General features: G+C 53.5%; 9 protein-coding genes. 3 read left to right on the top strand and 6 right to left on the bottom strand.

The features are described 5' to 3' along the window. Positions 1 to 86 precede the first annotated feature (86 nt). The 6 genes from folK to thpR form a co-directional block, all read right to left on the bottom strand. A complete protein-coding gene (gene folK / locus OGY01_RS18300; RefSeq protein WP_048222039.1) occupies positions 87 to 578 on the bottom strand; it encodes a 2-amino-4-hydroxy-6-hydroxymethyldihydropteridine diphosphokinase in 492 nt (163 codons plus the stop codon). Positions 579 to 688: 110 nt separating this feature from the next. Next, entirely contained in the window at positions 689 to 2,086 is a 1,398-nt protein-coding gene (gene pcnB / locus OGY01_RS18295) for a polynucleotide adenylyltransferase PcnB (protein ID WP_223307024.1), read from the bottom strand. A gap of 71 nt (positions 2,087 to 2,157) precedes the next feature. Next, on the bottom strand, positions 2,158 to 3,054 hold the full coding sequence (gene gluQRS, locus OGY01_RS18290; protein ID WP_048222797.1) for a tRNA glutamyl-Q(34) synthetase GluQRS: 897 nt from the start codon (positions 3,052 to 3,054) through the stop codon (positions 2,158 to 2,160). 151 nt (positions 3,055 to 3,205) lie between these two features. Further along, a complete protein-coding gene (dksA, locus tag OGY01_RS18285; protein WP_003829221.1) occupies positions 3,206 to 3,661 on the bottom strand; it encodes an RNA polymerase-binding protein DksA in 456 nt (151 codons plus the stop codon). Between the two features lie 177 nt (positions 3,662 to 3,838). Continuing rightward, entirely contained in the window at positions 3,839 to 4,543 is a 705-nt protein-coding gene (sfsA, locus tag OGY01_RS18280; protein ID WP_045439921.1) for a DNA/RNA nuclease SfsA, read from the bottom strand. A gap of 13 nt (positions 4,544 to 4,556) precedes the next feature. Next, positions 4,557 to 5,087, bottom strand: a complete 531-nt coding sequence (gene thpR / locus OGY01_RS18275) for an RNA 2',3'-cyclic phosphodiesterase (protein ID WP_048222036.1) — start codon at positions 5,085 to 5,087, stop codon at positions 4,557 to 4,559. A gap of 73 nt (positions 5,088 to 5,160) precedes the next feature. Here thpR and hrpB point away from each other — a divergent pair, with 73 nt between their 5' ends. The 3 genes from hrpB (at position 5,161) to fhuA (ending at position 12,790) form a co-directional block, all read left to right on the top strand. Then, the gene (gene hrpB / locus OGY01_RS18270) at positions 5,161 to 7,593 is read left to right on the top strand and encodes an ATP-dependent helicase HrpB (protein WP_286493483.1); all 2,433 of its coding nucleotides are present in this window, start codon (positions 5,161 to 5,163) and stop codon (positions 7,591 to 7,593) included. A 168-nt stretch (positions 7,594 to 7,761) separates the two neighbouring features. After that, positions 7,762 to 10,305: a bifunctional glycosyl transferase/transpeptidase gene (gene mrcB / locus OGY01_RS18265; RefSeq protein WP_286493481.1), complete on the top strand. Its 2,544-nt coding sequence runs from the start codon at positions 7,762 to 7,764 to the stop codon at positions 10,303 to 10,305. 232 nt (positions 10,306 to 10,537) lie between these two features. Then, positions 10,538 to 12,790, top strand: a complete 2,253-nt coding sequence (gene fhuA / locus OGY01_RS18260) for a ferrichrome porin FhuA (RefSeq protein WP_045439933.1) — start codon at positions 10,538 to 10,540, stop codon at positions 12,788 to 12,790. Positions 12,791 to 12,806: the final 16 nt, after the last annotated feature.

Below are 12,806 nucleotides of genomic sequence, written 5' to 3'. Positions count from 1 at the left end.
CATTCTAGCAGTCAGATTCAGGGCGGCAATTGTTTTAAGCAACCGTTTGGCGCAAAAGTAGTAAACTTTTTAGGTGAGAGTATGCTTTACCAGTGCGCAGGTTTTGCTACGGCGAGGCGGGTGAGATGCTGATGTAAGCTGATACCATCCGGGAAGGTCAGGTCGGGCGCGATTTCAAATAGCGGCCACAACATAAAGCCCCGGTTTTTCATATCGTAATGCGGAACCGTCAGGCGCTCGGTGTTAATCACGTCATTGCCAAACAACATGATGTCGAGATCCAGCGTACGCGGACCCCAGCGCTCGGCTTTGCGTACCCGACCTTGCTGCAACTCAATACGTTGAGTGTGATTAAGCAATTCTTCAGGTTCGAGGGTTGTTTCCAGCGCAACGGCAGCATTCAGATAATCAGGTTGATCCTGAGGACCTAATGGCGGCGTGCGGTAGAAGGATGAAACGGCGATGATCCGGCTGTCCGGGATTTCTCCCAGCGCCTGCACGGCAGCATTAACCTGCTCAAGAGGAGAGGCTAAATTACTGCCGAGCGCGATATATACCCGTTGTCTTTCAAGCTGCATTTGTGTTGGCTTTCCTCACTCATCCCAGTCACGTACTGATGTACGCTCCTGGGCATTCGCTGTGTCGCCGCCTTGATGCAACTCGAAATCTATTGGGTATACGCGATTGGTCACGCGGTTCCCTCGCGGCGTGGGGCGCGTTTACGCGGGCGACGATGACGGCGGCGGGCATCTGGTTCTTCATCAAGTTCGTTCAGCATGCCTTTTTGCTCTGGCGGAGCCGAAACCTGGAATTCACCCCACCACTGCGCCAGACGTTGCAGTTCGGCGTTGTTTTCCACTTCGGCACGCAGGGCCAGTAAATCGTAGGCTGCGCGGAATTTCGGATGCTCCATCAGCTTCCAGGCGCGTTTACCCTGGCGGCGGGACATGCGTAACTGAAGCTGCCAGATATCGCGGGTGAGCGACGTCAGGCGTTTTGGAATTGCCAGTGAGCGGCACGCTTCGTCCAGGACATCGTTCATCGCCAGTGCGAAGGCATCGTAGTAGGCCAGACCGCTTTCCTGGGCAATTTTCTGTGCCGTTTCCAGTAACGGATACCAGAACATGGCGGCAAACAAGAATGCCGGGTTAACACGCATATCGTTGTGAATGCGGGTATCGGTATTCTTCAGAACCTGGGCAATGATGCGTTCCATTGCGCTGTCACCGTCTTCGGTGAAATAGCGGGTAATGGTCGGGAACAGCGGCTGGAACAGGCTGTACTCACGCAGCTTTTTATAGGTTTCATAGCCGTAGCCCGCCTGTAATAGCTTGAGGGCTTCTTCAAACAGGCGCGCTGGCGGGATATCGTTAAGCAACGTAGCCAGACGCGGGATCGGCTCTGCGGTTTCCGGGCTGATGCGCATGTCGAGTTTTGCTGCAAAGCGGACAGCGCGCAGCATGCGTACGGGATCTTCACGATAACGCGTTTCCGGATTACCAATCAGGCGAATGACGCCATCTTCCAGATCCTGCATACCGCCAACGTAGTCGCGAACGGTGAAATCAGCAACGCTATAATAGAGGCTGTTGATCGTGAAATCGCGGCGTTGAGCATCTTCTTCGATAGAACCGAAGATGTTATCGCGCAGTAGCATACCGTTTTGTCCGCGCTGAGATGTCGCACGATCGGCTTCGCTGCCTTCATGATGTCCGCGAAAAGTTGCCACTTCGATAATTTCCGGGCCGAACATTACATGGGCCAGACGGAAACGACGGCCAACAAGACGGCAGTTACGAAACAGTTTCCGTACCTGATCCGGTGTCGCGTTGGTGGTGACATCAAAGTCTTTCGGCTTTTTGCCCAGCAAAAGATCGCGCACACCCCCGCCAACCAGCCATGCCTCGTAGCCGGCCTTATTGAGCCTGTACATTACCTTCAGGGCATTTTCACTGATATCTTTGCGGGAGATTGAGTGCTGCTCACGCGGGATTACCGTCATATGGGGACGGGCGACGGCAAGCTCTGCCTCGCGCTCCTCGCGGCTTAGCACCTTGCGGCAAAAATTAGCGACTCGGGTAAAAATAGTGCACCTCGGTAGTGTCAAACTTCAGTCAGAACAAGTGTTGCTGTGTAAAAATAGCGGCTAATCATAGCTCAGCATGAGTCATTTGAGAATGCCGGATTTACAATACCCGATTCAGGTACCGCCTCAAGCTGCCAGTTTTCCACCGCGACTCGCAACAATTCCTCTACGCTGAACTCTTGCCACGGTATCGCTGTGCTCTGGCCGAGAAAGCGCAATGCGCTGATGAGAACCGGGCGCGGATCGCCTTGTGGCAGGGCTGGCGCATGATTCTGCTTGGACAGTTTAGCGCCTTGTTCGTTGAGCGCCAGCGGCAGATGAATATAGTCAGGTGCATGCCAGCCGAACTGTTGATACAGCGAAATTTGGCGCACAGTTGGTTCAATGAGATCCGCGCCACGTACAATCTCCGTAACGCCCTGAAAATGATCATCGACCACCACAGCAAGATTATAAGCAAACAGCCCGTCGCGTCGGTGAATGATAAAGTCTTCCTGTGCAAGTTCAGGGTCGGCCTGAATCTTGCCGCGCAGCCTGTCGTTAAACTGCATGACGGGATGTCGTTGCTTGATACGTATCGCTGCCCGTTCTGGTCCGTGGCGCAACTCGCGACAATGGCCGTCGTAAATACCGCCGATGCTCTGGATCCGGGCGCGAGTACAGGTGCAGTAATAGCTCAGATCCTGCTTATATAACCAGGCAAGCGCCTCGCGGTAAGCGTCGTGGCGTTGGGATTGCCATAATATGTCGCCATCCCAGTGCAGGCCGTAATGTTCCAGCTGACGCAGGATAGTCTCTGCAGCACCGGGAACTTCACGAGGAGGATCAATATCTTCAATGCGTACCCGCCAGATTCCGTGTTGCGCACGGGCCTGCAGATAACTCCCGAGGGCGGCAATCAGCGAACCAAAATGGAGTTCACCGGAAGGGGAAGGGGCGAAGCGGCCAATATAGCGTTTGTCAGTCATGTCGGTGGATAACATAAAAGAATAAGGCGGGAGATGCTCCCGCCCAGGTATTGCCAGATGGCGACGCAAACACTTGATCCGGCCTACGAAATAGAGGTGTTCCGTAGCCCGGATAAGCGTAACGCCATCCGGCATTCAACAGGTTACGGGATTAACCCGCCATCTGTTTTTCGCGAATTTCTGCCAGCGTTTTACAGTCGATGCACAGATCGGCTGTCGGGCGAGCTTCCAGACGGCGAATACCAATTTCCACACCGCACGATTCGCAGTAGCCGAAATCTTCGTCTTCTACTTTCTTCAGCGTCTTCTCGATCTTTTTGATCAGTTTGCGCTCACGGTCACGGTTACGTAGCTCAAGGCTGAACTCTTCTTCCTGTGCGGCACGGTCAACCGGATCAGGGAAGTTAGCCGCTTCGTCCTGCATATGAGTCACAGTGCGATCGACTTCATCCCTGAGTTGATTACGCCATGCTTCAAGAATACGCCTGAAGTGCGACAGCTGGGCTTCGTTCATATACTCTTCGCCCGGTTTCTCCTGGTAAGGCTCCACCCCAGCGATGGCGAGAATACTCAGGGACGATGTTTTACGGTTTTGCCCTTCTTGCATGTTGCTTCTCCTTAACACGCACTATCGATCCCCATGTTCGGGGGAAAAATCAGGTCGCTATAAATAGCAGATGCTTTTCCGGATAGCAATTATCTAAACGTAACACTTGACAACCCTGTGAGGAAAAGCGTATTTGCGCACGCGGCCAGAATACTAATTAACCCGTTTTTCGCACCATTACAAAGTAATGGGCAATGGCTCTTTAAGAGTCATACCGTGGGCAGAAAGTTCCGCTTTATAAACCAGAATTTCTACCCCCTTAAGCTGCGCTTCGGCTAATAATTGCGCATATTTTGCATCAATATGCCGCGCGGGTGAAAACCGTGTAATTGCTGAATGCAGAACGGCGAAAAATATCACCGCTCGCTTGCCTTCAGCCGCTACGCTCATCAATTCCCGAAGATGTTTCTGACCTCGTTCAGTAATGGCATCGGGAAAATAACCTTGCTCATTCTCCGCCAACGTGACTGATTTCACTTCAATATAGCAGTCAGGGCGGAAATCCGCCTGTAACAAAAAATCAATGCGGCTACCTTCGGCACCATATTTTACTTCACTTTTCAACGTATTGTAGTTTGAAAGTTCTGAAATTAGCGAATTCTGAATAGCCTCTTTCGTTAATCTGTTAGCCCATAGCGTGTTAACACAAATAAAAGCACCAGATTGGCTTTGTGTTAATTCCCAGGTGTGCGGATATTTCCGTTTAGTATTTTCTGACGTCGAATACCAGACGGTATCTCCGGGGGTTGCACATCCTGTCATGGCACCGGTATTTGGGCAGTGTAGCGTTATCGTTGTGCCATCAGGTGTGATCACATCCGCTAAAAAACGCTTGTAGCGCTGAATTAACGTAGCGCGCTGAAGTGGGGGAGAAAACTGCATGGGTTATCCTTAATTATTCTGCAAGCGTCCAGCGTTGTAATGGCGTGTAGCGCGTGCGACCTCGTTCAAATGAAGAGGCGTAAAGGGCAAACTCCGTTACCGGAAACGACCAGCAAAAACCTGGCGGCGGGATAGTGACAGCATGACTGGCATCGCGCAGCAGCGTGATATGTGGATGAAATGGCTGCGGACTTTGGTAACACCCGCTGCGTGCGGCCTGTGACCGCAGCATATTCGCCAGTTGCAGTAACCCGCGCGGTGGTTGACGCATGCCAAGCCATATTACCCTTGATCGCAACCATTGCCCGGCGTCATCCAGTTTTAACGTAAAGCCTGGCTGGCGAATACGCCCTGCCAGTTGTGACAGCGCCTGCTGTTTCTCTGCACTGATATCGCCTAAAAATGCCAGCGTCAGGTGCAGATTGTCAGAAGCGACTGGACGCCCCGCCTCTGGCGGAAACTGTGCCGCCCGCCAGTGGATAAGTTGCTCCCGAACCTCGGCTGGTAATTCAATGGCAAAGAACAGCCTTTTTGGCTCAGACATGATGGATACTCGGTTATGAATTAACGCGATGCTACAATGCAGCGCGAAGAATGTTAACCCTCTGGAGTCATTTGTGACGTCGTTGCCCGTTGCTGCCGTTGTGCCTGAACTGCTTAATGCCCTTGATGCTTCACCACAGGTTCTGTTGACCGCGCCGACCGGTGCCGGGAAATCAACCTGGCTGCCGTTGCAGTTTCTTACGCACAAGGGAATCCTGGGGCGGATTGTTCTGTTGGAACCGCGACGTCTGGCCGCTCGCAATGTGGCGCAGCGCCTGGCTGAATTACTGAATGAAAAGCCCGGTGAGACAGTAGGTTACCGTATGCGCGCCCAAAGCTGTGTCGGGCCACGGACCCGGCTCGAAGTGGTGACGGAAGGGGTGCTAACGCGAATGATCCAACGCGATCCCGAGCTGAATGGCGTTGGGCTGGTGATCCTCGATGAATTTCACGAGCGCAGCTTACAGGCAGACCTTGCACTGGCGCTGCTGTTGGATGTGCAACAAGGATTACGAGATGACTTAAAACTGCTGATCATGTCGGCCACACTGGATAACGGCCGCCTGCAACAGTTATTGCCCGCTGCCCCGACGATTATTTCTGAAGGCCGCGCATTCCCCGTTGAGCGGCGCTATCAGCCGCTGGCTGCGCATCTGCGTTTTGATGAGGCGGTGGCTATTGCTACTGCGGAGCTACTGCGTAATGAAAGCGGCTCTCTGCTGCTCTTTTTACCGGGGGTTGGGGAGATCCAACGCGTGCAGGAGCAACTGGCTTCACGTGTGGGTAGCGATGTTCTGTTATGCCCGTTATATGGCGCGTTATCGCTGACCGAGCAGCGCCAGGCGATTTTGCCCGCGCCACAAGGTAAGCGCAAAGTGGTGCTGGCAACGAACATTGCCGAAACCAGCTTAACCATTGAGGGCATTCGTCTGGTGGTGGACTGCGCGCAGGAGCGCGTGGCGCGCTATGATGCCCGCACCGGTTTGACGAGGCTGATTACCCAGCGCATTAGCCAGGCCTCTATGACACAGCGAGCCGGTCGCGCAGGACGTCTGGAACCGGGGATTTGTCTGCACCTGCTTGCCAAAGAGCAGGCAGAAAGGGCGGCAGCACAGGGTGAGCCAGAGATTTTACAGAGCGATCTATCCGGTTTGCTGATGGAACTGCTGCAATGGGGATGCACCGACCCTGCGCAACTGAACTGGCTGGATATGCCGCCTGCTGTAAATTTGCAGGCGGCAAGACGATTATTACAGATGTTGCAAGCTATGGATGGTGAGCGCTTGAACGCTGCCGGGCAGAAGATGGCTGCGCTGGGTAACGATCCCCGTCTGGCGGCAATGCTCATCGGCGCGACAAATGAAAACGAAGCGGTTACAGCGGCAAAGCTGGCGGCGATTCTGGAAGAGCCGCCGCGCGGTGGACATACCGATTTGACCGTACATTTTTCGCGTAACCAGCCAGGCTGGCAGCAGCGTAGTCAGCAATTGCTGAAGCGGCTTAATGTGCAGAGTGGTCAGCCCGACAGTGAGCTAATCGCGCCTTTACTGGCAAAAGCATTCGCCGATCGCATTGCGCGGCGTCGTGGCCAGGAAGGGCGATATCAGTTGGCTAACGGAATGGGGGCAATGCTTGATGCCGACGACGCATCAGGGCGGCATGAATGGCTAATCGCGCCTCTGTTGCTACAGGGCAGTGCTTCGCCTGATGCGCGTATTCTGCTCGCTCTGCCGTTGGATATTGATACGCTGCTGCAAACAAGTCCTGAGCTGTTGCAACAGTCAGACACCATCGAATGGGATGAAAATCAGGGAACGTTGAAGGCATGGCGCCGAACGCGTATTGGTCAACTGACGGTGAAAGTTCAGCCACTGGCAAAACCTTCGGAAGAGGAACTGCATCAGGCGATGCTGAATGGTATTCGCGATAAAGGCCTGAGTGTGCTCAACTGGACCCCGGAAGCGGAACAGTTCCGGCTGCGTCTGCAATGTGCGGCAAATTGGTTGCCTGAGTACAACTGGCCAGCGGTGGATGACGCCTCTTTGCTGGCGACGCTGGAGAGTTGGTTGTTGCCGCATATGCAAGGTGTGCACTCTTTACGTGCTCTCAAAGCGTTAAATGTGGGGCAGGCTTTGCATGGGCTACTGGACTGGTCAATGCTGCAACGTCTGGATAGTGAGCTGCCTGCGCATTACACTGTGCCGACGGGCAGCCGGATAGCCATTCGTTATCACGAGGATAACCCGCCGGCATTAGCGGTTAGAATGCAGGAAATGTTTGGCGAAGCGAAGACCCCTACCATCGCGCAGGGGCGTGTTCCATTGGTGCTCGAGTTATTGTCTCCGGCCCAACGCCCACTACAAATCACCCGTGATTTGAGCGCGTTCTGGCAGGGGGCTTATCGCGAAGTGCAAAAAGAGATGAAAGGGCGTTATCCCAGGCATGTCTGGCCGGACGATCCGGCGAATACCGCGCCAACACGGCGCACCAAGAAGTATTCTGCCTGATGGTGCGCTGCTTTCAGGCCTACACTGTACGGCGTTCCGTAGGTTGATTAAGGCGTTTGACACCGTCTCTGGCGAAAGAGCGGTAAAAATTGAGAGATTTCTTCTTCTGTCGCCTGACGGAAGAACAGAGAATCAGGCCTTTGCGCCTGAATGTTGCGGAGAAAAAGCATGGCGGGGAATGACCGCGAGCCAATTGGACGTAAAGGGAAACCATCGCGTCCGGTGAAACAAAAGGTGAGCCGTCGTCAACTCAGAGATGACGAGTATGACGACGATTATGATGATGACGACTATGAGGATGAAGAACCGATGCCGCGCAAAGGTAGAGGCAAAGGGCGTAAGCCTCGTGGTAAGCGCGGCTGGTTCTGGCTGCTGCTAAAACTCTCGATTGTCTTTTTGGTGCTGATTGCCATTTACGGCGTCTACCTGGATCAAAAAATCCGTAGCCGTATTGATGGCAAAGTCTGGCAGCTTCCTGCGGCGGTGTATGGCCGTATGGTTAACCTTGAGCCAGAAATGCCCATCGGTAAAAAAGAGATGGTGAAACTGCTGGAGGCCACGCAGTATCGTCAGGTGACGAAGATGACGCGTCCTGGCGAATTTACCGTACAGGCGAACAGCATTGAGATGATCCGTCGTCCGTTTGACTTCCCGGACAGTAAAGAAGGCCAGGTGCGTGCGCGTCTGACCTTTGATGGCGATCATCTGGACACTATCGAGAATCTGGACAACAACCGCCAGTTCGGTTTCTTCCGTCTGGATCCGCGTCTGATTACCATGCTCTCTTCGCCAAACGGTGAGCAGCGCTTGTTCGTTCCCCGCAGTGGCTTCCCTGATCTGCTGGTTGATACACTGCTGGCGACCGAAGACCGCCATTTCTATGAGCATGACGGCATCAGTTTGTACTCCATTGGGCGTGCGGTACTGGCTAACCTGACAGCAGGCCGTACTGTGCAAGGGGCGAGTACGCTGACTCAGCAGTTGGTGAAAAACCTGTTCCTCTCCAGTGAGCGTTCGTACTGGCGTAAGGCTAACGAAGCCTATATGGCGCTGATCATGGATGCGCGCTACAGCAAAGACCGCATTCTTGAGCTGTATATGAACGAGGTGTACCTCGGTCAGAGCGGCGACAACGAGATCCGTGGTTTCCCGCTGGCGAGTCTTTATTATTTTGGGCGTCCGGTTGAAGAACTGAGCCTTGATCAGCAGGCGCTGCTAGTAGGGATGGTGAAAGGGGCGTCTATCTACAATCCGTGGCGTAACCCGAAACTGGCGCTGGAGCGCCGTAACCTGGTGCTGCGTCTGCTGCAACAGCAGCAGATTATTGACCAGGATCTGTATGACATGCTGAGTGCGCGTCCGTTAGGCGTACAACCACGTGGCGGGGTGATTTCACCGCAGCCAGCGTTTATGCAGATGGTACGTCAGGAACTGCAGGCGAAGCTGGGTGATAAAGTTAAAGACCTCTCCGGCGTGAAGATCTTCACCACTTTTGATTCTGTGGCGCAGGATGCGGCAGAAAAAGCAGCGGTTGAAGGCATTCCGGTGCTGAAGAAACAGCGTAAGCTGAGCGATCTGGAAACCGCGATTGTGGTTGTGGATCGCTTTAGTGGGGAAGTTCGTGCGATGGTTGGTGGGGCGGAGCCACAGTTTGCAGGCTATAACCGTGCCATGCAGGCACGCCGCTCGATTGGTTCTCTGGCGAAACCGGCGACCTATCTGACCGCACTGAGCCAGCCGAAGCTGTACCGTCTGAATACCTGGATTGCCGATGCGCCGATTGCGTTGCGTCAGCCTAACGGGCAGGTCTGGTCTCCGCAGAACGATGACCGTCGCTACAGCGAAAGTGGCAGAGTGATGCTGGTGGATGCGTTAACGCGTTCCATGAACGTACCGACGGTAAATCTGGGGATGGCGCTGGGTCTGCCAGCCGTGACCGATACATGGATAAAACTGGGTGCACCGAAAGATCAACTGAATCCGGTTCCGGCTATGCTGTTGGGAGCTCTGAACCTTACGCCAATCGAAGTGGCGCAGGCGTTCCAGACCATCGCCAGCGGTGGTAACCGCGCGCCGTTATCAGCACTGCGTTCGGTGATCGCCGAAGATGGCACGGTGCTGTATCAGAGCTTCCCACAGGCCGAACGAGCCGTTCCGGCACAGGCGGCGTACATGACGTTGTGGACGATGCAACAGGTTGTACAGCGCGGTACAGGTCGTCAGCTGGGCGCCAAGTATCCTGGGCTGCATCTGGCAGGTAAAACCGGGACCACTAACAACAACGTTGATACCTGGTTCGCGGGTATTGACGGCAGTCAGGTGACCATTACCTGGGTGGGGCGTGATAATAACCAACCAACCAAGCTGTACGGCGCGAGCGGAGCGATGTCGATTTACCAGCGCTATCTGGCTAACCAGACACCGACGCCACTGACGCTGACGCCGCCGGAAGATATTGTTGATATGGGCGTGGATTACGACGGTAACTTCGTTTGTAGCGGCGGGATGCGTACGCTTCCGGTGTGGACAAGCGATCCTGATTCATTGTGTCAGCAAGGTGAGATGCAGCAGCAGTCAGGCAATCCGTTTGATCAGTCAACGCAGCCGCAGCAACAACCCCAACAGCAGCAGCAACAACAACCGCCGCAGCAGGAGAAGAAAGATGGCGACGGTGTCGCAGGTTGGATAAAAGATATGTTTGGTAGCAACTAATACCCCCTAAAACCCGCTTCGGCGGGTTTTTCTTTGCCCACGTCTGGATTGAGGCAAACAACATTTCAGCGTAATTTATTAACCCTTTCTTTTCATCTGGTTATTTCTTAACCCCTCAGTTTTAGTAGGGATGTGTATTGCTTGCTATCCCGCCAGAGTTTCGAATATTATGCTGCCGTTATAATAATAATTCTCGTTTACGTTATCATTCACTTTCATCAGAGATATACCAATGGCGCGTCTTAAAACTGCTCAGCCAAACTCTTCGCTGCGTAAAATCGCAGTTGTAGTAGCCACAGCGGTTAGCGGCATGTCTGTGTATGCACAGGCGGCGGTTCAACCGAAAGAAGAAACAATCACCGTAACCGCAGCACCTGCCGCACAAGAAAGCGCATGGGGCCCCGCGGCAACCATCGCGGCAAGACAATCTGCCACGGCGACAAAAACAGACACTCCGATTCAAAAAGTCCCGCAGTCTATATCTGTTGTTACCGCTGAGGAGATGGCGCTGCATCAGCCTAAATCTGTGAAAGAGGCGCTCAGCTACACTCCTGGTGTCGCTGTGGGAACTCGTGGCGCATCTAATACCTATGATTACCTGATCATTCGCGGATTCGCCGCTGACGGCCAAAGCCAGAATAACTATCTGAACGGCCTGAAAATGCAGGGCAACTTCTATAACGACGCGGTAATCGATCCCTATATGCTGGAGCGCGCTGAGGTTATGCGCGGCCCGGTTTCCGTTCTTTACGGAAAGAGTAACCCTGGCGGCTTGCTGAACATGGTCAGCAAGCGCCCGACGACGGAACCGTTGAAAGAAGTTCAGTTCAAAATGGGCACTGACAGCCTGTTCCAGACCGGTTTTGACTTCAGCGATGCGCTGGATGATGACGGTGTGTATTCTTATCGCTTAACGGGCCTTGCTCGCTCCGCTAATGCACAGCAGCAAGGTGCGGAAGAGCAACGGTATGCCATTGCGCCTTCTTTCAGCTGGCGTCCGGACGATAAAACGAACTTCACTTTCCTCTCTTATTTCCAGAATGAGCCAGAGACCGGTTATTACGGCTGGCTGCCAAAAGAGGGGACAGTAACGAAACTGCCAAATGGCACACGTCTCCCTACTGATTTCAATGAAGGTGCGGGCAACAATACCTATTCTCGTAACGAGAAGATGGTAGGCTACAGCTTCGATCACGAATTTAACGACACCTTTACCGTGCGTCAGAATTTGCGCTATGCGCAAAACAAAGTTTCGCAAAACAGCGTATATGGCTACGGTATGTGTTCCGATCCGCTCTATACCAAGGATCCGGCTAAAAGTCCTTGCGCCAGCGTTCCTCAGTCCGATTGGGATCACACGCTGACTCGTCAGTACGTTATCGATAATGAGAAATTGCAGAACTTCGCTGTTGATACTCAGCTGCAAAGCAAGTTCGCGACTGCCGATGTGGATCATACCCTGCTGACCGGCGTTGATTTTATGCGCATGCGTAACGATATCGACTCATGGTTTGGTTATGCCGGTTCTGTTGCACCGTCCGATATCTATAACCTTGACCGCAGCGACTTTGATTTTGGCTCACACCCAGGCCCTTCTGGTCCTTACAAAGTGCTGAACAAACAGAAACAGACTGGCTTGTATGCGCAGGATCAGATGCAGTGGGATAAGGTGCTGGTTACTCTGGGCGGTCGTTACGACTGGGCTAAACAGGACTCTCTGAACCGTGTTTCTGGCGTTACGGATTCCCGCGATGATAAGCAGTTCACCTGGCGTGGCGGTGTTAACTATCTTTTCGACAACGGCGTAACCCCGTATTTCAGCTACAGCGAGTCGTTTGAACCGGCTTCCCAGACGGGGGCTAGTGGGAATATTTTCGCACCGTCCAAAGGTAAGCAGTACGAAGCGGGCGTGAAATATGTTCCGAGCGATCGTCCGATCGTGATCACCGGTGCTGTCTATCAGTTGACCAAAACCAACAACCTGATGGCTGACCCGACAGGCACATCGTTCTTCTCAGTTGAAGGCGGTGAAATTCGTTCTCGCGGTGTGGAAATCGAAGCGAAAGCGGCACTGTCTGCCAGCGTTAACGTTGTCGGCTCTTATACCTACACCGATGCGGAATACACCACTGACACCACCTACAAAGGCAATACGCCTGCTCAGGTGCCAAAACATATGGCATCACTGTGGGGCGATTATACCCTCTATGATGGTGCGCTTTCCGGGCTGACGTTGGGTACTGGCGTTCGTTATACTGGTTCCAGCTATGGCGACCCGGCAAACTCCTTCAAAGTGGGGAGCTATACGCTGGTGGATGCGTTGGTACGTTACGATCTGGCTCGCGTTGGTATGGCGGGCTCCAACGTGGCGCTGCATGTGAACAACTTGTTTGACCGTGAATACGTCGCCAGTTGCTTCAATACCTATGGCTGCTTCTGGGGCGCGGAACGTCAGGTCGTTGCAACAGCAACCTTCCGTTTCTAATTTCTCTTTGGGCACG

The sequence above is a fragment of the Citrobacter sp. Cm038 genome, assembly GCF_030333105.1.
GTDB classification, from domain to species: domain Bacteria; phylum Pseudomonadota; class Gammaproteobacteria; order Enterobacterales; family Enterobacteriaceae; genus Citrobacter; species Citrobacter murliniae.
The sequence above is the reverse complement of the archived record's forward strand: the minus strand, read 5'-3'. Positions and strand labels throughout refer to the sequence as shown.